Source organism: Streptomyces sp. NBC_01689, assembly GCF_036250675.1.
Taxonomy (GTDB): Bacteria; Actinomycetota; Actinomycetes; order Streptomycetales; family Streptomycetaceae; genus Streptomyces.
In genome coordinates this window covers 185,982-207,544 of the sequence record NZ_CP109592.1, presented here as the reverse complement: position 1 = coordinate 207,544, position 21,563 = coordinate 185,982, and the positions used below count along the sequence as shown (strand labels likewise).

Below are 21,563 nucleotides of genomic sequence, written 5' to 3'. Positions count from 1 at the left end.
GCCGCTCGTCGTCCCCGCGCTCCGCGGAACTCCGACGACAGACCGTGCTGCCCCAATGTAGGCGTCGGCCACACCCCAGAATCGGACAGGCGTACCCCTGAATTCCGTGAGGGGGCGGTGTATCGCAAGCGGCGCTTTAGCCCGTGATCTCACGATGAGCTTGCTCGGCGGCAGAGGGGCGTCCTGTGCCCCGCTTCGTATGCGCCATGAGGGGGCTGACGTTGACCGCTGCATTCACCACCTTCACCCAGCTGATGCGGGAACGGGTCGCCGCGCTCGGCGACGCGGACGCCCAGGTGTTCCTGCGGGACGTCAGCGAAGCCGAACACCTCACCTACTCCACTCTCGACCGCCGCGCCCGCGCCCTGGCGGTACGGCTGCACGAACTCGGCTCCCAGGGCCGGCCCGTGCTGCTCCTGTACCCACCCGGCCCGGAATTCCTCGTCGCGTTCACGGGCTGCCTGTACGCCGGCGCGATCGCCGTGCCCGCCCCGCTCCCCGGCGACCGGGGCGAACGGCTGCAGCGGGTCTCCGGCATCCTGCGGGACACCGCGGCCACGCTGGTGCTGACCGACTCCGAGCACGCGGCGGACACCTCCTTGTGGCTGGCCGTGACCGGCCGAGGAGAAACGGTTTGCCTGGCCACCGACCTCGACGACACCACGTCCGCCGACGCCTGGCGCGCCCCCCGCGTCGGCCCCGACGACATCGCCTTCCTGCAGTACACCTCCGGCTCCACCAGCAAACCGCGCGGCGTCATGGTCAGCCACCGCAACCTGATGGCCAACCAGCAGGCGCTGCAGCACCTGCTGGGCACCACCGCCGACGACCGCTTCGCCAACTGGCTGCCGCACTACCACGACATGGGCCTCATCGCCCATGTGCTGCACCCCCTGTGGCTGGGCACCCTGAGCGTCCAGCTCTCCCCGGTCTCCTTCATCAAACGGCCCGTCAGCTGGCTGCGCGCGATCGGCGAGTACGGTCTGACCGTGAGCGGCGGCCCGAACTTCTGCTACGACCTGTGCACCCGCCGGGTCACCGACGCCCACCTCGCCGAACTCGACCTGTCCAGCTGGCGCCTGGCCCTGTGCGGCGCCGAACCCGTCCGCGCGCAGACCCTGGACGCCTTCGCCCGCCGCTTCGCCTCCGCCGGCCTGCGCGCCGCGAGTCTCTACCCCGGCTACGGGCTCGCCGAGACCACCCTGGTGGTCTCCGGCGGCCGGCCGGGCGTCCCGGCCCGCCGGCTGACCGTGGACGCGACCGCCCTGGAACAGGACGAACTGCGGGCCCCGGCCGAGGGCGCGCCCACCCGCACCCTGGTCGGCTCGGGCAAGGCCCACGACTTCGACCTGCGGGTCGTCGACCCGCTGGCGGGCGTGGAACTGCCCCCCGGACGCGTCGGGGAGATCTGGCTGCGCGGCGACAGCGTCGCCCAGGGCTACTGGCGCCAGCCCCTGGAGACCGACGAGACCTTCCACGCCACACTGGAAGGCGCCCCCGAGGACAGTCCCGGCGACTTCCTGCGCACCGGTGACCTGGGCGCCGTCCACGACGGCGAGCTCTACATCACCGGGCGTTTGAAGGAAGTCATCATCCTCAACGGGCGCAACATCTACCCTCAGGACGTGGAGTGGGCGATCCGGGAGACCGGCCCCGCCCTCGCGGCCGGTCACGGCGCGGTCTTCACCGTCGGAGCGGACCGGGAGCAGCTCGTAGTGATCCACGAGGCACGCCTTCCCCGGGCGGACACCGACCGCCTGCGGGAACTGGCCTGCGGCATCCAGACACTCGTCGGACAGGACTTCGACGTCCCCGCCGGCAACGTCGTCCTGGTACGCCCCGGCACCGTGCGCCGCACCACCAGCGGCAAGATCCAGCGCACCCTGATGCGCTCCCTGTTCCTGCGCGGCGAGATCACCCCGCTCCACGACGTCCTCGACCCGGCCGTCCGCGCCCTGATCACACCCTCCGAGGTGCCCAGCGGCGAGAGCGCCCCCACCATGGTGCGGAGCAGCTAGTGGTGACCTCCGCGCTGCTGACCCAGCCGCCGCTGCACGAGGGCCTGCCCCCGAGCGGGGCCCCGGCCCGTGTCGCCCGGCTGGAAGCGCTGCTGGGCGACCCCGCCGACCCGGCCAACCCGGTCGGCTACCGGGCCCTGCTGCACGCCGACCGGCGGGCCGCGCTGTCCGCCGACGCCGAGGGGCTGCTCGACGACTTCGGCATGAGCCACGAGTTCGTGCCGACCGAACTGGGCGGCCGCTTCGACTCCGCCGAGACCCTGCTGCGGGTGATGCGCGCGGTCTTCCGCCGCGACGTCGCCCTCGGCGCCGGCTACGGCATGACCACCTTCATGGCCGCGTCCGACGTGTGGATGCAGGGCAGCGCCGCCCAGCGGACCTGGCTGGCGGACCTGCTGCTGTCCGGCTCCAAGGCGGCCATCGCCCAGCACGAGACCGCCCACACCAACGACTTCGTCCGCAGCGGGGTACGCGCCGAGGTGCACGCCGACGGCCTGTCGGTCACCGGCGTCAAACCGGTCATCAACAACCTGCACCGCGCCGACGCCCTGGTGCTGTTCTGCCGCACCGAACCGCAGCCGGGCACCACGGGCGCCCACTCGGTGCTCCTGCTCGACCCGCACACCCTGCCCGCCGACCGCTACCGCGTCACCCGCCGCCCCGCCACCCTGGGCCTGCGCGGCTGCTTCTTCGCCGGGGTCGAACTCGACGACTGCGCCGTCCCCCACGACAGCCTGCTGGGACCCCTGGGCGGGGGAGTGGTGACCGCCCTGCGCTCCTTCCAGGTCAGCCGCACCCTCATGGCCTCCATGGTGTCCGCGGCGGTGGAGACCGGCCTGCGCACCGCCGTCCTGGTCGACCGCAGCCAGCGGCCCGGCCGCACCGGACTCGACCCCACCGACCCCCAGCACACCGCCGGCACCCTCGCCGGGGCCTTCGTCAACCTGCTGCTCTACGACTGCCTGGCCGTGGTCGCCACCCGGGCGCTGCACCTGCTGCCCGCCGAGACCAGCATCTACTCCGCGGCGGTCAAACTGCTGCTGCCCCAGGTGCTCAGCGACACCATGTACGACCTGGCGACCGTGCTCGGCTCGCAGATCTACACCCGCGAGGGCACCGTCGGCATCTTCCAGAAACACATCCGCGACGTGCCGGTGGTCAGCCTCGGACACGCCGGCACCGCCGCCTGCCAGGCCACGATCATCCCGCAGCTCAGATCCCTCGCCGAGAAGTCCTGGTTCACCAGCGCCGAGGCACCCGCCTCCCTGTTCCACCCCGGCGCCCCGCTGCCGCCCTTCGACTACGGGCAACTGTCGCTGGCCTGCGGCCGCGACAGCGTCAGCGCCTCCCTGCTGGCCACCGCCGCGTCCGTGCCCGGCTCCACCGCCGTCGAGCGCACGCTGCGCCATCTGGCCGGCCAGATGAGCGCCGAACTGCACGAACTGCGCAGCCGGGTCCTGGCGCTGCCGCCCCCCGACGCCGCCCACCCGGTGGGCCCGGCCTGGTTCGCCCTGACCGACCGCTACGTGCTGGTGCTCGCCGCCGCCTGCGTCCTGGGCGTGTGGCACCACAACCGGGGCGGCCCCGACCCCTTCCTCGCCGACCCGGCGTGGGCCGCCGCCGCCCTGCACCGCATCGCCCGGCGGCTGGGCATCCCCGCCTCCGACCTGCCCGCCGAGTGCACCGCCCGGGTCCACCGGGAGGTCCTGGCCCGCTACGGCGACCGGCGCGGCTTCGACCTGCACAACACACCGATTCCGGGCTGAGCACGGGCCCGTATCAGGACAAGGAGCCTTCAGGGATGACTCCCTCCCCGCCGTGGCACACCGAGGCCCCGCTCCACGAGTGGCTGATCACGCACCTGGCGGTCTACCTGGACCGGCTGCCCGAGAACATCGAGGCGACGGTGCCCCTGGCCGAGTACGGCATGGACTCCGTGTGCGCGCTCAGCCTGTGCGGCGACATCGAGGACGACTTCGGCATCGTCGTCGAACCCTCGCTCGTCTGGGACCATCCGACCGTCGCCCACCTGACGGCCCATCTGACGGCGCGCGGCGCGGACCCCGACCGGTGGCAACGGTGAACGCCGTCGCCGTGGTCGGTCTGGACTGCGTCTTTCCCGCCGCCCACGGCGTCGAGGCCTACTGGGACCTGCTGATGCGCGGCGGCGACGCGATCGGCCCGCTGCCCGAGGACCGCCGCGGCCCCGGCTTCGACGACACCGTCCAGGGCGGCTTCGTCGACACCGTCACCACCTTCGACAACGACTTCTTCACCATCGCGCCCCGCGAGGCGGCCGCCATGGACCCGCAGCAGCGGCTCCTGCTGCAGTGCGCCTGGCGGGCCCTGGAGGACTCCGGCCGCGCCCCGTCCGCACTCGCCGGCAGCGACGCCGGTGTCTTCGTCGGGGTGATGGGCAGCGAGTGGGCCCAGCTCCACATGGGCGACTACGCGCGGGTCACCCCGCAACTGGGCGCCGGCAGCAGCGCGGGCATGACGGCCAACCGGATCTCCTACCACCTCGACCTCAAGGGCCCCAGCCTCGCGGTCGACACCGCCTGCTCCTCGTCCCTGGTCGCCGTGCACCTCGCCGTCAACTCACTGCTGTCCGGGGAGTGCTCCACCGCGCTCGCCGCCGGCGTCAACATCGTGCTCACCCCCGCACTGGGCATGGTCTACCAGCAGATGGGACTCAAGGCGCCCGACGGACGCTGCAAGCCCTTCAGCCTCGACTCCGACGGCATCGGCCGCAGCGACGGCGTCGGCGTGGTGGTCCTGCGCCGCCTCCAGGACGCCCTCGACGACCACCAGCGCGTCTACGCCGTCATCCGCGGCACCGCCGTCAACCAGGACGGCCGCAGCAACGGCGTCAGCGCACCCAGCCGCTGGTCCCAGCAGGCCGTGGTGGCCGCCGCCTACCGCAGGGCCGGCGTCGACGCCGACCAGGTCCGCTTCATCGAGGCACACGGCACCGGCACCTCGCTCGGCGACATCATCGAGTGCGCGGCCCTCGGCGAGGTGCACGCGGTGCCCCGCGACGAACCCTGCGCGATCGGCTCGGTCAAGGGCAACATCGGGCACACCGAAGGAGCCGCCGGCATCGCCGGCCTCATCAAGACCGCCCTCGCCCTGCACCACCGCATCGTGCCCGCCAGCCGCTTCGCCACCCGCGAGAACCCCCAACTGCGCCTCGCCGAACGGGGACTGAGCCTGCTCAAGGCCCCCTTGCGGCTGCCGGCCGAAGAAGTGGTCGCCGCCGTCAGCAGCTTCGGCATGGGCGGCACCAACGCCCACGCCGTCCTGGCCTCCGCACCCCGCACCCCCGTCACCGCCGTGCGCGGACCGGCCACCGCCGGGGCGTTCACCCTCTCCGCCGACACCCCCGAGGCCCTGCGCCGCAACCTCACCGCCCAGGCCGAAGCGCTCGCCCGCCGTCCGCGCGGCGACGCCGCCTCGGTGTGCTGGACCAGCAACCAGGTCAAGACCGGCCTGCCCTACCGGGCCGTGTTCACCGCCCGCGACACGGCCGAACTCGCCGACTCCCTCCGTGCGGCCGCCGCCGACGAACACACCCTGGCCCGCGTCACCGACCGCGCCCTGCGCCCGCCCGCCGTCGCCTTCCTCTACCCCGGACAGGGCTGCCAGGAGCCCGGCATGACGGCCGCCCTCTACCGCGAATCCGTCCTCTACCGGCGCCATCTCGACGAGGCCGACGACGCGCTGCGCCCCCACACCGGCGGCTCGGTACGGGACCTGATCCTCGCCGACGACCCCGCGATCCACCACGCCCGCTGGGCCCAGCCCGCCCTGTTCGCGGTCGCCCACGCCCTCACCCGGACCCTGGCCGAGCTGGGCGTGGTGCCCGACGCCGTCCTCGGCCACGGCACCGGCGAAATCGCCGCCGCGGTGGCCGCGGGCATGCTCACCCTGCCGGACGCCGCACGCCTGGTCGCCGCCCACGCCACCGCCGCCCACGACCTGCCCGACGGCGGCATGCTGAGCGTGCGCGCCACCCCGGAGGAACTCGCCGACCTCCTCGCCGCCCGCCCCGGCCTGTTCCTCGCCGCCGTCAACGGCCCGCACGACACCGTCGTCTCCGGCACCGCCGACGTCCTGCGGCAGGCCGCCGCCGACCTGGCCGCCCGCGGCCTGAACACCCGCCGCCTCCCGGTCCCGCACGCCGCCCAGGGCTCCGCGGACACCGACCTGCAGGCCCGGATCGCCGCCCTGGCCGGCCCGGTCACGGCCGGCCCCGCCAGAATCGCCCTGGCCTCGGCCCGCCACGGCCGGATGCTGCGCGACGAGATCCCGGACACCGCGTACTGGGCGGACCTGGCCGTGACACCGGTCCGCTTCGCCGACGCACTGTCCGCCCTGATGACCGAGGCCGCCCCGACCTGCCTGGTCGAACTCGGCCCGGCCGCCCACCTGCTGAACCTCGTCCGGCAGGGCGACCTGCCCACCGGCATCCGGCTGCTGCACCCCGCCCCCGGCCGGGCCGCCACCTTCACCGACCTGGCCGAGACCGTGGGCGGCCTCTACCTCAGCGGCGTCGAACCCTGCTGGGACGCCCTCTACGAGCCCGCCCACCGCCGCACCGAACGCCTCGCCCCCTACGTCTTCTCCGCCGCACACCGCTTCGGACAGACCACCGCCCACCCCGCCCCGCCGCCCACCGCCCCGGACACCACCCACCGGCCGGCGGCCCACGGCCCGGACCGCCCACCGCACCCCGAGGACCCCGGCACCCCGCCGGGCACCCGGCCCGATTCCGCGCTCAGCGCGGTCATCGACGCCGTCGTCGAGGTCGGCGCCTACGCACCCGAACAGGTCAACGCCGAGGCCCGGCTCTACGAGGACCTCGGCTTCGACTCGGTGATGATCATGCAGTTGAAGAACCGCATCGAACAACAACTCCCGCGGGGCGCCGACATCACCGTGCCGCAACTGCTGCCCGCGCTGAAGTCCGTGGGCACCCTCGCCGCCTTCGTACGCGAACTGACCAGCACGGGGGCCACGCCATGACAGCGCGCACCGCACTCATGCACATCGCCGGCACGGGCAGCGCACTGCCCGCCGAACCCGTCGACAACGCGGCACTGAGCCGCGCCTTCGGGATCAGCGAGGAGTGGATCGACCTCTTCGTCGGCACCGGCACCCGCCACTTCGGCTGGGACCTGGCGACCGGAAAGATCACCCACACCCTCGGCGACCTGTGCGCCGAGTCCGCGGCCCGGGCCCTGGCCGCCGCCGGACTGGCCGCCGCCGACCTCGACTTCCTGGTGCTGTCCACCGCCACCCCCGACACCCTGCTGCCCACCACCGCCAACGAGACCGCCGACCGGCTCGGCCTCAACCACCTGCCCACCTACCAGCTCCAGGCCGGCTGCTCGGGCGCCGTCCAGGCCCTCGACGTCGCCCGCGCCCTGCTCGCCGGCGGCCACCGCACCGGCCTCGTCGTCTCCGGCGACGTCACCGCCCGCTTCCTCCAGGCCGGCCGGGACGCCACCACCCTCGCCGGCCAGGAACTCGTCAACTACGTCCTGTTCGGCGACGGAGCCGCCGCCGCGGTCGTCACCACGCACCCGCACGGCGACGCCCTGGCCGTACACGGCCTGCTGCACCGCTTCGCGGGACAGGGACGCCCGCCGGGACAGGTCGTGGGCTGGCGCGGGATCACCGAACCCGACCCCGACCGCCAGATGCTCTTCGAGGACTACAAGACCATCGAGGAGGAGGTACCCGCCCTCGCCGGCGAGATCGTGTGGGAACTGCTCAGCACCGCGGGCTGGACCCCGCAGCAGGTCGACGCCGTCCTGCCGCCCCAGCTGTCGGGACACATGACCGACCGGATCGTCGCCGGCCTCGGCCTGCCGCCCGGCTGCCGCGAGGTCTCCTGCGTACGCGACACCGGCAACACCGGCAACGCCCTGCCCCTGCTCCAGCTCGACCGGCTCATGGACCGGCTGGCCCCCGGGGAACGCGCCCTGTCCGTGGTCGTCGAGTCCAGCAAATGGATCAAGGCGGGGCTGGCACTGCGACGGCCCGCCGCCGGCCCCGGGGAAGAAGGGCCCGCCCGATGACCACCGCCCTGGACGAACTGCGCACCCTGCACCGCACCGGCCGGCTGGCCGCGGCCTACCCCGACGTCGCCCCCCTGCTGACCGCCGTCACCGACGCCGCGGACCGCACCGAGGAACAGACCGCCGACGAACTGACCCGCTGCGGAAGCCTGCTGACCCGGCTGAGCCCCGACGACGTCCTCGCCCACCATCCGCACACCCCCGTGCCGACCGTGGCCGTCACCGGGCACTCCGCCACCGCCCAGCTCACCGACCCGCTGACGGCCGAACTCGCCCGGCACGGCCTGCTCGGCCGCCTCGTCACCGGCGACCACGGCGCCTACCTGCGCGACCTCACCGACGAACACAGCGAACTGCGCTCCCACAGACCGGAACTGACGATCTGTGTACTGGGACCCGAAGCCGTCCTGGAACAGCTCGTGACGCCCTGGAGCGTCGACGACGCCGAACAGGCCTGCGCCCGGCTCCTGGACCAGCTGCGCGCCGTCGCCGACGCCCACACCGCACACGGCACCGGAGCCCTGGTCCTCAACACCCTCCCGCTGCCCCGCGCCGCCACCCACCAGATCATCGACCAGCGACAGCGCGCCCTGCTCGGCGCGGTGTGGCGGGAGTTCAACGCCCGCCTGCTGCGGCTGCCCGGCGACCACCCCGCCCTGGCCGTCGTCGACCTCGACCCGCTCATCGCCGCCACCGGACCGGCCACCGACGCCCGGCTAGCCCTCTACACCCGCAGCGCCTTCAGCGCCGCCCTCTTCGCCGCCCTGGCCCGCGAGGCCGTGCACGTGCTGCGCGCCCGGCGCGGCATGACGAAGAAATGCCTGGTCCTCGACCTCGACCACACCCTGTGGGACGGGGTGCTGAGCGAGGACGGACCGGACGGCATCACCTGCGGGCCCACCCCCCGGGGCGAGCCGTACGCCGCGCTCCAACGGGTCGTCAAGCAACTCGCCGCCCAGGGCGTCCTGCTCGCCGTCAGCAGCAAGAACGACCCAGGCCCGGTCCGGGACGTCCTCGCCCACCACCCCGAGATGACCCTGCGCGCCGAGGACTTCGTCAGCGTGCAGGCCGGCTGGGACCCCAAGGACACCGCCCTGCGCACCATCGCCGGCCGGCTGGGCATCGCCACCGACGCCCTGGTGTTCGCCGACGACAACCCCGCCGAACGCGCCCTGGTCCGCCACCGCCTGCCCGACACCCCCGTCGTCCCGCTGGGCACCGAACCGGCCTGGCACGTCACCCGGCTGCTGGCCGACGGCTGGTTCGACACCCCGCACGTGACCGACGAGGACCGCGGCCGGGCCGCCCAGTACCGGGGCGCCGACGCCCGGGCCCGGCTGCGCGGCGCGACCGGCTCGCACGAGGAGTACCTGCGCGAACTGGGCATCGTCGTCAGCATCGCCCCGCCCCGCCCCCACGAACTACCGCGGCTGTCCCAACTCTCGCTGCGCACCAACCAGTTCAACCTCACCGGCGAACGCCTCCCGCCCGAGCAGCTGTGCACCGGGGGCCGCCGCCCGCTGACGGTGCGCGTGAGCGACCGGTACGGCGACAGCGGCCTGGTCGGCGCGATCTTCACCCGCCGCGCCCCGGACGGCCTGACGATCGACAACATGCTGCTCAGCTGCCGGGTACTGGCCCGCGACATCGAACACGGCTGCCTGGCCGCGGTCCTCGCCCACGCCCGCGACCTGGGCCTGCCCGCGGTCCGCGCCCGCTACCGCGCCACCCGCGGCAACGGACGGGCGAGCGGCTTCTACCCCTCACTCGGCTTCGTGCCCGACACCCCCGGCGACAGCGCGGAGACACTGTTCCGGCACGACCTGAAGGACATCCCCGCCCCGCCCGGCCACCTGAGTGTGCGGGCCGACTTCGAAGGAGACGCCGATGAGTCGTGACAGCACGGCCGGCCTCGCCGGCTTCCTCGAAGCGGTGCGCGACGGCCTGGGCCTGGACCTGACCGAGGAACAGGCCGCGGCCGACTTCGACCAGCTGCCCGACTGGGACTCGGTCCACCTGCTGCGCCTGCTGATGCTCCTGGAACGCGAGACGGGCCGCAGCGTCCCGGTCAGCCGCCTGCTCGAAGCCCGTAGCATGCGCGAGATCCACTCACTGGTCACCACCGAGGGGAGGGACACCCGATGAACGCCGTCGGCGGGGGCCTGATCGGTGTGACAGCCGAGGACAGCGACTGGGCGGCGGTCCGCGAGGACCTGCGGCGCTACGGCACGGCGGTGGTCCACGGCCGGCTCGCCGACTGGCGGCCGCGGGCACCGGACGGCCCCGCCCTGCGCGCGGTGCTGGGCCGCGACTGGTCGCGCTACCGCGACATCGGACACCCGGACATCCAGAGCCGGTACGCGGCGTCACGGCGGCTGCTCAAACACGCCGCCGCGGCCGCCCTGCGGGCCGAGGCGATCGACCTGGAACTGGCCTACGGGCCGACCGGACGCCCCTACCTGCGCGGCTGCGACCAGATCGACATCAGCCTCAGCCACACCGACGACCTGCTGCTGGTCGGCCTGACCAGCAGCGGCCTGATCGGGGTGGACGCGGAACGCGCCGACCGCAGCATCTACGCCCGCGGCCTGGCCCGGCTCATCTGCACCCCCGACGAGCAGCGCATGCTGTCGAGGCTGCCGGAGCCGGAACGCAACCCGAGCCTGGTCCGGCTGTGGACGCTCAAGGAGGCCTACAGCAAGGCGATCGGCCAGGGCATGCAGTTCCGCTTCAACGAGTTCGGCTTCGGCCCGCAGAGTAGGCCCGTGCAGCTGAACCGGCCCGACGGCACGGCCGGAGCGGGTGACGAGTGGACCCTGCGCACCCTCGTCCTCAACAGCGGCGGCACCGAGTTCGTGGTGAGCATCGCGGTCTACGATGCCGGCATGGGCCGCACCCTGGACACGGAGATCACCACGATGCTCGACGCCGAGGCCGTCGCGGCGATCCAGGAGGCACTGGACGCCGAGCAGGAGGAGTGGTCACAGATCCTCGACGACTGACACCGCCGCCTCCGTCACCGCCCTCCCCGCCTGGGTCAGGGCGAGCGTCATCGCCACCAGCGGCCGCCCCAGCGCGTCCTGCCGGACCGACTGCGCCACCGCCACGCACCGCAGCGGCAGATCGGGCTCCGCGTGGCCCCGGAAATGCGTGTGCATGGCCACGGGCGCACAGTGCCGCGGGTCCAGGCCGTGCAGCCGGTGCGCGGTCAACAGCGCCGTCTGGCGCAGCACTTCGAGCAGCAGCGCGGATGAGGTCACCCGGTCCGGGCGGACCGCGCCGGCCCGCCAGGTGTCGGGCGCGAGCACCGCGGCCGACAGCCGCTGCCCGTTGACGGTCACCGGGGGGCGCAGCAGGACGTTGGCGGCGCTGGCGCGCCCCACGTCCGCGGGAGCGGGCCCCGGTGACCTGCTGGTGGTGTCGGTGGTGTCGTCGTGCCCGGGATGCTGCTGCCCGGCCGTGGCGAGGACGGTGTGACGGGAGTGCTCGCGATGGCTGCGGTGCGCCATCGGGGCGAGGAAGAGCAGATTGGCCGACCCGGTGCCCGCCGCGACCCCGTCGATCTCCAGGCGCGCGTCGAACTCCAGGGCCCGCGGGACGCCGGAGATCACCTTGTCCGGCCGCACCCGCATGGTCGTCGTCAGTGTGCCGGGTCCCGCGTGCCGGCGCCAGGCGCTGACCTCGTCCATCTCCAGGCCGAACCGGTAGAAGATCGGCACCCGGTCGGCCGCGACCCCGAAGTGGGCCTGGCCGATCCCGCCGCTGACCTGGCGGACCATCGCCATGGCCGCCTGCAGGTCGTGGAAGCGGTCGTGCCCGTCGTTGAACAGCGGGTGCGAGGTGGGCAGTTCACCGGTCAGGACGAACTCCTGCGACCGGTCGTCGGGGCTGTCGGGCGTCTGGGGGCCGAAGCACTGCGGCCGGTGCACCAGATGGCGGCTGCCGTGTCCGTACCCCGGCGGCGCGGGCCGGGAAGTCTCCAACGCCTCACACTCCTCGGCGGTGTCCTGGCTCGATGTGACTGGTCGTACCAGCCTGCCGGGGAGCGGGGCGGTAAGGCCACTTGCGTCCGGTGACAGGTTGTGGCCTGGCAGGCAGTGCCGGCCGGTCTACTGGAGGTCGGGCAGTCCCGTCAGCGCGATGTGCACCCCGGCCTGGAAGCGGCTGTTGGCGTCGACGCTCAGCATGATCTGGGAGATGTAGCGGCGGCAGGTGCGCACCGACATGCCCAGCCTGCGGGCCACCAGCTCGTCCTTGTAGCCCTGCGCCATGAGCCGGATGATCGACCGCTTCAGGTCGTCGGTGATCTCGCTGCTGTCCTCGGCCCCGGGCACGAACTGGGTGGCCCCGGACCACAGATGCTCGTAGACCCGGCAGATGAAGGCCACCAGGGTCGGCTCGCGCACCACCACCGCCCCGGGGGCCCGGCCGCCCACGTGCTGCTCGGGAAGGAAGGCCACCTCCCGGTCGTAGATGACGATCCGGTCGATCAGCTCGTCGGTGGTGCGCACCTCGGCGCCGTGCTCGGTGATCGCCCGCACATAGGAGGCGGTGGCCAGGTCGCTGCGCGCGGTGTGCTGGTAGAGGTGACGTATCTGCACCCCGCGTCTGAGCCGTTCCAGGGTTCTGGGCCGGGCGTTGGCCAGCAGGCTGGAGGGGCGGGCACCGCCGGGCTGGGCGCTGAGCATCTCGGTGCGGCAGCGCTCGCCCTGCTCGTCCAGCACGGCCTGCAGCGCGTTGATGTCGCTGATCACGTCGAAGGCCTCGGCCTGGTTGCGCTGCTGGCGGCTCTCGAAGTAGGTCGCGCGCAGCGCGCCCATCTGGTCACGTATCTCGGTGACCTCCCGCTGCAGGTCGCGTATGCGGCCCTCGGCCGGCCCCACGAGGTCGGCCACCGCAGTGTCGGGGCTCACCGGGACCAGCAGGTCCGGCTCGCCGGGCAGCGGGCGCAGCAGGCTGAGCGCCGTCAGGCGCTCCTCGACTTGTGCCACCTTTTCCAGGGAGACGCCGAGGGCGGTCGCCATCTCCTCACGGACAAAGCGGCCCAGCAGGACTGCATTGCGGTACGCCTTCGCTTCTGCGTCATCCAGCATGGCGAAAGCGCCTGCAGGGAGAGAGCTTTCAGGCACTGGAGGCTCGCATTCCCGCGCGACGGAACTTCTTGTCAGGCAACTTTACGACACCAGGAATGGGTTGGGCGGAGAACCCGGGTCGGCGAGTCTTGCTGCTGCACGGCCAACTGTCGAACTTGGGGGTAGCTATGAGCAAGCTTGTACTGCGAATCACGACCGCTGGACTTCTGGCCACTGCCGGATTCATCGGCGCACTCGGCGCCAACATTACGGTTCCCGCGATTGCGCACGGCCAGGTGGCCGTGTCGACACCTTCGTCGCATTCCGTGCACGCGGCGCCGCTCGGGGACGACCAGTGGGGCTGATGGACCAGCTGTGACGCGGGCGGGCCGGTGCTTCCCGGGCCGCCCGTCGGCATGTCCGCAAAGCGGGCTTTGCTCATGTTTCCACCCGACGGGCCCGACCTGACCAGCCGGCCCGTCGAACCGGCAGCCGGCCGGTCGGCCCGACCGGTCGGACGGCCCGCCGCGGAAACCGGCGGGCCGTCCTGCTGTACGGGGTCCGCCGGGCCGGCGGACGGATCCCGGGCGGCCGCGGCGGCCCGCGCGGACCCGCGCCCCGGCCCCGTGGGGCGCGGCGCGGGAGCGGGTGCGATGACGGGCGGCGGCCGCCGTGGCGGGACTCCTCGCGGCGCGGCCCGGGGGAGCCGGGCCGCTCCCGCCGGACGGCCGGGCTCCCGCGGGGCGCCCGGGCGCGTCGCGGCCGCCCGGCGGGGGTGTGCGGCCCGGGGTATACGGTCCGGGACGGCGTAAGGCCTGTTCGGTGGCACGGACAGCGGTCGGCGCCGGTCCGGCGGGGCCCGGCGCGAGGGGGCCGCGGGGTCCCGGCGGCGCCTGGCCGGATCAGGGGCCTGCCGCACCCGGCCGCGGGCCCGTGGGGCGCGGCGGCCGGGGCCCCGGGGCGCGTCCTCTTCGTGGCCGACACTCTGCCCGTAAGGGCCTGGACGCGGCGCCCGCTCCTGTGCATGACGGCGGCCCGCGGACCTGGCGGAAAGGTCCGTACCGGGCGGTCGGTCGGTCTGGGGCGGCGGGGTGCGTGCAGGGTGGCCTTGTGCGCGGCGCGGCCGGCACCGGCCCGCCCGGCGGGGCCCCGCCGGGTCCGGCGCCGCCCGGCGTCGGGGGAGAAGGACCCTCTGACACCGCTCCGGACCTGCGCGTTCGCCCCGGGAGCGGTGTCCGGGCGCCGGCCCCGGCCGGGTCTTTGTGGCCGCAAAGGTGCCCGTAGCGGGCGTACCGGGTCCGCTTCCCGGCGGTTTTGCCTCAGGCACCGGCCAACGGCAGAACCGTCCGCGCGGACGGACCCCCGTGCCACCGTCCGTTCACCCGGAACCGGGAGGGTGCCCTCCGGGTGCGGGTGAACGGACGGTGGCCGGCCGCCGCGCGGCGGGCCCGCATTCCTCGTCCGGTGGCGGAAACCCGGCCGCCGGAATACTGAGCCGGAAGACGACCTCGGCCCGTGATCTCACCCCGAGCTTCTTGAATATGCGGCCGAGATGAGTTTCCACGGTCTTGATGCTGATGTTCATGCGGGCCGCGATCTGTTTATTCGTGAGACCCGGGCCTATCAGCATCGCGATTTCCTTCTCGCGCGTGCTGAGCGGAATTCCGAAATCGTTCTCCGGATTGCGTTCGGGTCCTCTTTCGATGAATTCGAGGAGATCTTGAGCGGTGGCCGCGGAATCGTAGGCGGTGAGCCGGTCGAATTCCGCGGCGGCGAAACGGGCGTGCCGGGCGGCGGCGGCCGGTTCACCGGAATGCAGGCAGGCCAGTGCCAGCCCCAGCGCGAAGGGGCCGAGCAAATGCCCCTGCCCGTGGTGCAGGGCGAGGTCGAAACCGTGCCGGAAGAACTGCCGGGCCCGCCGGGCGTCGCCGTCCGCCACGGCCTCGCCCAGCCAGCGCCACGCCTCCACGACCGGAGCGGCCTCCTCCGGTCCGAGCCCGGACAGCAGCGGTCCGGCCTCCCCGGCCGCCTCCAGAGCCGCCTCCCGCGCCCCCTGCGCCGCGTGCGCGGCGGCCAGCAGCGCCAGCGCGTGGCTGTACGCGGCCACGTCGCTCTGCGGCGCGCAGCGCACCGCGCGGCGGGCGGCGCCGAGCGCGGCCCCCCGGGCCGGCCGCCCCGACTCCAGCAGCAGCGCGGCCAGTTCGGCCTGCGCCGCCGGAACGGCGGCCCGGTCACCGGCGGACACCGCGCGCAGCACCCGTCTCGCCTGCGGGCGGGCCCCCAGCAGCCGCAGCGCCCGGGCCCGCCACACCGCGGCCTCGGTCCACACCGTGGTGTCGGTGCGTTCGGTGCGTTCGGTGCGTTCGGTGCGTTCGGTGGTGGCGGGAGGCGGGGCGGCCTCCCGCCGTGGCCACAGCCGCGCGTACTCGGTCAGCGCCTGGGCCGGCCGCCCGCACAGCACCAGGGCCTGGCAGCGCAGCAGATGCGGGCCGGGCGGGGCGCCGGGCCGTTCCGCCGCCCGGCGGGCGGCCCGCTCCGCGCGGGCCGGCTGGGTGAACACCGTGGTGCGCGCGCAGCTCTCCAGCAGGGCCGCCTGCGCGGCCGTGGGCGGCCCGGCGGTCTCCAGCAGCGCGAGGACCGCGCCGCCGGTGTCGTCTCCGGCGTCCGGTGCGGCGAGCGCCCGCTCCCGGGCCGCGCGCCGCTGCGCGGCCCCCGCGGCCTGGTGCACCAGGGCCCGGGCCGCGGGCCGGCGGAAGCGGGACCACCCCGCCCGCGGGTCCGGCACGAGGATGCCCTCGCTGTGCAGTTCGTCCACCGCGCGCAGGGCCAGGCCGAGGGGCAGCGGCGCCGTGTGCGCCACCGTCTCCACGGTGAAGGGGTCGCCCGCGGCGGCGGCCGCGTCCGCGGCCAGCCGGGCGAGCGGGGACAGCGCGCCCAGGTCCAGCGCCGGGGCGGACGGCGCCAAGGGGGAGGGCCCGCAGGCCAGTTCGAGACTGCTGTGGGGGACTCCCGCGGCGTCGGGCGGCTCACCGTCGGACAGCGCCCGCAGCAGCCCCGGCACCCCCTCCGCGTCCCGCAGGACCAGCTCCCGGTGGAGCGGGGCGAGCCCCTCGGGCAGCAGCGCCGCGGCCGCCTCGCGCGCCAGCGGCCGCAGCGGGATGTGGCGCACCGCGCCGTCGGGGTGGGCGAGCGAGGCCAGCCGTCCGGCGCCCGGCCCGCTGCCGCGGTGCACGAGCACCGTCAGCACGGGTGCGTCGGGCGGGTGGCGCAGCAGGTGTTCGGCGAACTCCGCCACCTCCCACCCCGCGCGGTGCGCGTCGTCCAGCACCAGCAGGAGCCCGCGCCGGCCGGCCAGTTCCTCCAGCACGGCACGCAACGCCCGCGCGACCGCGTGGACATCGGCCTCCGGCGGGCCGTGCGGGACGGAGCCGCCCAGGGCGGGGAAGACCTGGGCCAGCACGCGCAGCCGGGCCGGACCCAGCCGTTCCAGGACGGCGGGGTCCGCCGCGGCGAGCTGGTCGTCGAGCGCGTCCACCAGCGCGTGGAAGGGACGTCCGGTCCCGTCCCTGGCGGCCCGGCCGCACGCCACGGCCCACCCCCGGTGTGCGGCGGCCCGGGCCAGGCGGAGCGCCAGACGGGTCTTGCCGACCCATGGTTCGCCGCTCAGCCGGACGAACCCGGCCGACCCGTGAGCATGATCCAACTCCTCCGTCAGAAGGGCCAGTTCATGTGCGTGGACACCCTGCCCGGGCGCACCGGCCCGCCCGTGCGGCACAGGGCCTCCCTCGTCGCTGCGGCTGAGGGGCAGGCTGGCGCAACGTCAGGCCCGTTCCCAGGGGTTGCTGCTGGCCGGTGCCTGCATGGCAGGAAGTGCAGGTGGGGCTGGGTGCGGGCGGGGACGGTGTCAGGGAATTCCCTGACAGGTGGCCAAGCGGTCGAATGCGCGGTGCGGTGACAAGAAGAGAGGAAAGCGGTCACAAATTGACGTTCGCGTTGCAGGATTCAACTGTCTTTCGAGCGAGTCTCCAGCGCGTCTCAAGTTTGCGCGGCTCTTCCCCGGATATGCGCGAACCAGGCTTTCACACATGGACGTTGGGGGCCGTGCGGAGGCCCGTGACAACGTTGGCCCCCCGCGGGGGCCAAACACCGGCCGTGTCCGGCCCGCGGCGTCGGCGGCCGGACGCGTTCTCGCCCATTCGACGTGCGCCGGGAGAAGCGGCGGCGGCCCGTGGCGCGTGCGCCGTATTCGGTCGGGTTATGCCTACGGGCCCGCTGTGGCCGCCGACTTCACAACCTCGCCCGGACCGCGCGCACCGCACCCCGGTGACACCTTCACGTCACCTTCACCCTTCCTCCCGTCCGTGAGGTGACCGGACGGGTGCGGCCGTCCTCGCGCCCGGCGCGGAGGGGCTCGCGGGGGCGCACCCGGCCGGTGCGCGGGGCACCGGCCGGCCGTCGCCGGCCCGGCCGCCGTGCCCGCGCCGGCCGCCGTGCCCGCGCCGGGCGGCGGGGCCGCGGGCCGGGAGTTTGCTCGACGGCGTGGCGCCCAGGAACACCTGGGCGGCCCGCGCCGGGCACGGGCCGCCGGCCGGGAGAGCGGATACCGAGGTGAGGTCCGTGAGGGGCGGCCCCGAAGGGGGCCGGGACACCCTCCGCGCCCCGGGCGCGGGAGGTTTGCGGAGGTGACGCCGGGCGGGGGGCGGATGCCGCCCGCGCCCGCGGGCGCCCGTTTGCGGCCGCCCGTACGCGCGCCGGTGCCCGACGGCCCCCGACGGGCGCCCGGCCCGGCGGCCGGACGCCCCGCAGGCGAACCCGACACCGATCACACGTAACCGAATAATCATCTCGAAGTTACATATGTGGCGCGAAAGATCCGAATTAAACGACCGTTAAGTCTGTCGTGCCTCGGACCGGCTCCGGCCGGGTGATCAGCGCGAGAAGATCTTCCGGAAGGTGCCCGAGCGGTACAGCGAGATCTGCGTGACGATCTGGAGCACGATCCAGGTCACCGCGTACAGGGCCGCGTCCAGCGCGGGCACGCTGTCGACCGGCAGGGTGTAAGCCATGATCAGGCGCGCCAGGGCGTCCACGAGCAGCCCCAGACCCCACAGGACGGTCACGGCACGCCACACACGGCGGAACGCGACATCCCGCTCCCACAGGCTCTCCAGCCGTTCGGTCCGGCCGGGCAGCAGCGCCTTGAGGGCCTGGTACGTGAAGGGCCGGGCGGTGAAGAGGGTGACCAGCAGCCACACCCCGGCCAGCGCCGTGAACAGACTGTTGCGGGCGAGCACGATGCGCGGACTGGCGGTCGCCACCGAAGCGAGGGCACTCACGGCGAGCAGCGTGAGGGTGAAGACACCGAGGGCGTCGACCTTGCGGTGCCGCACCGCAAGGTACAGCGTGTGCAGGGCGGGCGCCGATCCGCTCACCAGCAGCGAGGTGATCTCGTCGGCGCCCAGGTCGCGCAGCACGTAGTAGAGGCCGGCCGGCAGGACGATGTCGCAGACCACGGTCGCGAGGAAGCCCCACGCCCCGGCCGGGGACCGGGGGGACGCGGCGGTCTCCGGCGCGTCCCCGGCGGGCGGGGGCGGCGGACTGTCGTAGGCGGGACCGGGAGAGGTGGGGGGAGCCATGACGGACACTCCTCTGGTGCGGCCGGCTTCCGGGCCGGCCATTGGGCTGGGCAGGACGGTCTTCGGGGTGGCATGCCACGCTCGTCGGCTTCCGGGCCCTCCCCCCTGTGATGGTCTGCCCGGCAGTGGACCACGGGTGCGCGCGGGGGGAGGGCGATTTCCGGTCGTCGTGCACGGCGGGACGTCAGGACCGGGCAGCGGCGCTCACCTGCCGCCGGAGGGTCTGTCCCGGTCCTCCCGGCCGTCACCCACGGGCACCCGCACGGCCACCTTGTTCACCAGGTCGACCAGATCCATGCCCGCCACCACGGCCCGGCGCCACTCGGCCTCCTCCGCGCCGCCCGCCTCGCCCCGCCGGACCGCCGCCGCGAACTCCGCGAGACAGCGGTGCAGTTGGTCGGCGGCCGGCAGCGTGAACCGCTCCTCGTGGTCCTGCTCCTCCAGCACGAGCACCGGCTGGTGCGCGGGCGGCGGCGTGAAGGCCCGCGTCACCGACAGACGCGCCGCGTCACCCCACAGCGAGTACGTCGACGTGTACGCGTGCTCGAAACCGAACGTCACGTCCGCGAGGACACCGGACGGCGACACCAGCAGCGCCTGACCCGACAGGTCCAGCCCGTCCGGCCGGGTACGCAGCACCGCCCCGGCCACCTGGAGCCCCTTGCCCAGCAGCAGTTGGGCGGCGCGCAGCGGATACACCCCCACGTCCAGCAGCGCCCCGCCCCCCATGTCGGGCACGTAGCGGATGTCGTCGGCGGGCAGCGGAGGAATGCAGAAGGCCGCGTGCATCGCGCTCAGCCGGCCCAGCCGGCCACGGCGCACCAGATCCGCGGCGAAGTCGTGCTGCGGGTGGTGCAGGAACATGAAGTTCTCACGCAGGACCAGCCCGCGCTCCCGCGCCAGGTCGGCCAGCTCGCGGGCCTCGTGGGCGTTGACCCCGACCGGCTTCTCGACCAGCACGTGCTTGCCCGCCCGCAGGGCCCGCGCCGCCCAGGTGTGGTGCAGCGCGGTCGGCGTGGAGATGTACACCGCCTCCACGTCCGGACGCTCCAGCAGCGACGCGGGATCCGCCTCCGCCGCACAGCCGAACTGCTCCGCGAACACCGCCGTCTTCTGCGCCGACCGGCCCGCGACGGCGACGAGTTCCACCTCCGGCGCGGCCACCGCGCTCGGCAGCGCGCGACGGCGCGCGATCGACGAGGTCCCCAGCGCGCCCAGCCGCAGCGGCCGGTCCGTACCGCCGCTCACAGCGACCTCAGCGCCGCGACCAGCGTCCTCGCCTGCACGTTCAAGTGATGGCTGTACCGCAGCAGTTCATCCAGCTGACCAGGCGTCAGCCAGCGGAACTCGTCCGACACGGCGGGGAAGTCGCTCTCCGTCTCGATGATCATGTAGTGGCTCTGCGCGTTCCGGAACCGGCCGCCCTCCTCGGACAGCACCACGTCGTAACGGGCACGGTCGCGGCGCGCCAGCGCCTGCGCGAGATACGGCGGCCGGTCCGACTCGGGCAGATGCTCGTAGTTCTCCGGCACGCACTGCACGGTCGGACCCAGCTCCACCACATCGAGGAAACCCGGTTCGGCACGGGCCCGCAGCAGGGCGTGCAGCACCCCGTCGATCCGCTTCACGAACAGCGCCGCCACCCCCATGCCCCGGGGCTCCAGCAGCGGCTGCGACCAGGCGGGCACCTCACGCCCGCGGGAGGACACGTCCACCGCGACGACATCGAAGTACAGGCCGTTGCAGTGCGTCACCGCGTGCTGCGTCCGCAGCCAGCCCTGCGCCTGCGCCAGCGGGATCGGCGCCGCGCTCACCTCGTGCTCCGCACGCCGCCGGGTGATCCAGGTCCGGACCTCCCGGCCGGTGTGCAGCGACCAGCCGGCGTCCTCGACCAGGTTCTCCTCGCCGCCACGCCAGTCCGGCAGGCAGGACAGCACCGTACGGGCGTCCATGTTCACCAGGTTGTCGTGGCCCAGCAGCAGGTTGACCTGACCCAGCGTCAGCCAGGCGAAGTCCTCGCCGGCCTCCACCTCCGGGCCCACCTCCACGACCATGTTCCGGTTGCGCTTGTGCAGGAACCACGACCCCTGCTCCGACTGCAGGACGTCTGCGACCACCTGCCCCGGCCCGGGCCTGCGGAAGACATCCATGTACGGCACCGCCGAACCACCGTGCACACCTGTGTAGTTGCTCTTCGTCGCCTGCACGGTCGGCGACAACTGCACGCCGTTCACGTTGCCCGGCTCCGACTTCGCCTGCATCAGCAGATGCGGAATGCCGTCGAAGTCCCGCAGCGCGATGCCCAGGATCCCGATCTCCGGCTGGTGGATGATCGGCTGCGACCACGTCCGCACCGGCCCGAAGTCCGAGCGCACCGCGAGCCCCAGCACCGAGAAGAACCGCCCGCTGTCATGACGCAGATCGCCGGTCCGCTGGTCGAAACGCCAGCCGCGCAGAGCCGCGAACGGCACCCGCTCGACATGCTGCTGCTGCGCACGCTGCCGCTCGTCGATCCAGGCGAACACCTCCGCATTGCTCATCACCCCGCCCTCGACCACCGCCGCCGACGCCGCCAGCCGGGACACGAGGGGAGGGTCCACGGCACGTGACGGCAACACCAGGTTCATCGCGGTCATGGATGCGCCTCTTCTCCTTCAAGGGGTACAGCGATCGGCCCGCGCGCACGACGCGGTCGGCACCCGGGCACAGGCCTCGCGGCAGTCGGCTGCCGCCCCTTGAGCGTGCCGTCCGCAG

15 protein-coding genes are annotated in these 21,563 nt (G+C 73.8%); 9 read left to right on the top strand and 6 right to left on the bottom strand.

Features of this window, described 5'->3' with window-relative positions:
- The first annotated feature begins 221 nt into the window (after positions 1-221).
- Genes OG776_RS00490 through OG776_RS00455 form a run of 8 tightly spaced genes read left to right on the top strand, consistent with a single transcriptional unit; the run spans position 222 to position 11,103 of the window.
- A complete protein-coding gene (locus OG776_RS00490; protein ID WP_329318072.1) occupies positions 222-2,018 on the top strand; it encodes a fatty acyl-AMP ligase in 1,797 nt (598 codons plus the stop codon).
- Positions 2,019-2,020: 2 nt separating this feature from the next.
- The gene (locus OG776_RS00485; protein ID WP_329318070.1) at positions 2,021-3,784 is read left to right on the top strand and encodes an acyl-CoA dehydrogenase; all 1,764 of its coding nucleotides are present in this window, start codon (positions 2,021-2,023) and stop codon (positions 3,782-3,784) included.
- Between the two features lie 35 nt (positions 3,785-3,819).
- Positions 3,820-4,101 carry an acyl carrier protein gene (locus tag OG776_RS00480; RefSeq protein ID WP_148014244.1) on the top strand — a complete coding sequence of 94 codons (282 nt, stop codon included), beginning with the start codon at positions 3,820-3,822 and terminating at the stop codon, positions 4,099-4,101.
- Positions 4,089-7,043, top strand: a complete 2,955-nt coding sequence (locus OG776_RS00475; RefSeq protein WP_329318068.1) for a type I polyketide synthase — start codon at positions 4,089-4,091, stop codon at positions 7,041-7,043. The genes OG776_RS00480 and OG776_RS00475 overlap by 13 nt, the downstream gene beginning before the upstream one ends.
- Positions 7,040-8,101 carry a 3-oxoacyl-[acyl-carrier-protein] synthase III C-terminal domain-containing protein gene (locus tag OG776_RS00470; protein WP_148015050.1) on the top strand — a complete coding sequence of 354 codons (1,062 nt, stop codon included), beginning with the start codon at positions 7,040-7,042 and terminating at the stop codon, positions 8,099-8,101. Before OG776_RS00475 ends, OG776_RS00470 begins: the two co-directional genes overlap by 4 nt.
- Positions 8,098-9,999, top strand: coding sequence for an HAD-IIIC family phosphatase (locus OG776_RS00465; RefSeq protein WP_148015049.1), 1,902 nt, complete (start codon positions 8,098-8,100; stop codon positions 9,997-9,999). The genes OG776_RS00470 and OG776_RS00465 overlap by 4 nt, the downstream gene beginning before the upstream one ends.
- Positions 9,989-10,246 carry an acyl carrier protein gene (locus OG776_RS00460; protein ID WP_148015048.1) on the top strand — a complete coding sequence of 86 codons (258 nt, stop codon included), beginning with the start codon at positions 9,989-9,991 and terminating at the stop codon, positions 10,244-10,246. The genes OG776_RS00465 and OG776_RS00460 overlap by 11 nt, the downstream gene beginning before the upstream one ends.
- Entirely contained in the window at positions 10,243-11,103 is an 861-nt protein-coding gene (locus tag OG776_RS00455; protein WP_148015047.1) for a 4'-phosphopantetheinyl transferase family protein, read from the top strand. Before OG776_RS00460 ends, OG776_RS00455 begins: the two co-directional genes overlap by 4 nt.
- On the opposite strand, the gene OG776_RS00450 is transcribed toward OG776_RS00455, so the two are convergent.
- Together OG776_RS00450 and OG776_RS00445 are read right to left on the bottom strand one after the other, a co-directional pair.
- Entirely contained in the window at positions 11,083-12,084 is a 1,002-nt protein-coding gene (locus tag OG776_RS00450) for an AfsA-related hotdog domain-containing protein (RefSeq protein ID WP_148015046.1), read from the bottom strand. The two genes, OG776_RS00455 and OG776_RS00450, sit on opposite strands and share 21 nt — an antisense overlap.
- 126 nt (positions 12,085-12,210) lie before the next feature.
- Positions 12,211-13,194: a hypothetical protein gene (locus OG776_RS00445; protein WP_148015045.1), complete on the bottom strand. Its 984-nt coding sequence runs from the start codon at positions 13,192-13,194 to the stop codon at positions 12,211-12,213.
- A gap of 167 nt (positions 13,195-13,361) precedes the next feature.
- On the opposite strand from OG776_RS00445, the gene OG776_RS00440 reads away from it, so the two are divergent.
- On the top strand, positions 13,362-13,538 hold the full coding sequence (locus OG776_RS00440; protein ID WP_187286144.1) for a hypothetical protein: 177 nt from the start codon (positions 13,362-13,364) through the stop codon (positions 13,536-13,538).
- 1,013 nt (positions 13,539-14,551) lie between these two features.
- On the opposite strand, the gene OG776_RS00435 is transcribed toward OG776_RS00440, so the two are convergent.
- The 4 genes from OG776_RS00435 to OG776_RS00420 all read right to left on the bottom strand — a co-directional run bounded on the left by OG776_RS00435 (position 14,552) and on the right by OG776_RS00420 (position 21,445).
- The gene (locus OG776_RS00435) at positions 14,552-16,948 is read right to left on the bottom strand and encodes a helix-turn-helix transcriptional regulator (protein WP_329318061.1); all 2,397 of its coding nucleotides are present in this window, start codon (positions 16,946-16,948) and stop codon (positions 14,552-14,554) included.
- Positions 16,949-18,101: 1,153 nt separating this feature from the next.
- Positions 18,102-18,809, bottom strand: a complete 708-nt coding sequence (locus tag OG776_RS00430; protein WP_187286143.1) for a VC0807 family protein — start codon at positions 18,807-18,809, stop codon at positions 18,102-18,104.
- Positions 18,810-19,013: 204 nt separating this feature from the next.
- Positions 19,014-20,057, bottom strand: a complete 1,044-nt coding sequence (locus OG776_RS00425; protein WP_261995130.1) for a Gfo/Idh/MocA family protein — start codon at positions 20,055-20,057, stop codon at positions 19,014-19,016.
- Positions 20,054-21,445: an NDP-hexose 2,3-dehydratase family protein gene (locus OG776_RS00420; protein ID WP_148015043.1), complete on the bottom strand. Its 1,392-nt coding sequence runs from the start codon at positions 21,443-21,445 to the stop codon at positions 20,054-20,056. The genes OG776_RS00425 and OG776_RS00420 overlap by 4 nt, the downstream gene beginning before the upstream one ends.
- Between the last annotated feature and the right edge of the window lie 118 nt (positions 21,446-21,563).

Bases quoted from the DNA above. Each gene is read 5' to 3' on its own strand.
- OG776_RS00480 (WP_148014244.1), top strand. From the start codon at position 3,820: ATGACTCCCTCCCCGCCGTGGCACACCGAGGCCCCGCTCCACGAGTGG.
- OG776_RS00470 (WP_148015050.1), top strand. From the start codon at position 7,040: ATGACAGCGCGCACCGCACTCATGCACATCGCCGGCACGGGCAGCGCA.
- OG776_RS00455 (WP_148015047.1), top strand. From the start codon at position 10,243: ATGAACGCCGTCGGCGGGGGCCTGATCGGTGTGACAGCCGAGGACAGC.
- OG776_RS00420 (WP_148015043.1), bottom strand. From the start codon at position 21,445: ATGACCGCGATGAACCTGGTGTTGCCGTCACGTGCCGTGGACCCTCCC.
- OG776_RS00440 (WP_187286144.1), top strand. From the start codon at position 13,362: ATGAGCAAGCTTGTACTGCGAATCACGACCGCTGGACTTCTGGCCACT.
- OG776_RS00445 (WP_148015045.1), bottom strand. From the start codon at position 13,194: ATGCTGGATGACGCAGAAGCGAAGGCGTACCGCAATGCAGTCCTGCTG.
- OG776_RS00460 (WP_148015048.1), top strand. From the start codon at position 9,989: ATGAGTCGTGACAGCACGGCCGGCCTCGCCGGCTTCCTCGAAGCGGTG.
- OG776_RS00465 (WP_148015049.1), top strand. From the start codon at position 8,098: ATGACCACCGCCCTGGACGAACTGCGCACCCTGCACCGCACCGGCCGG.
- OG776_RS00430 (WP_187286143.1), bottom strand. From the start codon at position 18,809: ATGGCTCCCCCCACCTCTCCCGGTCCCGCCTACGACAGTCCGCCGCCC.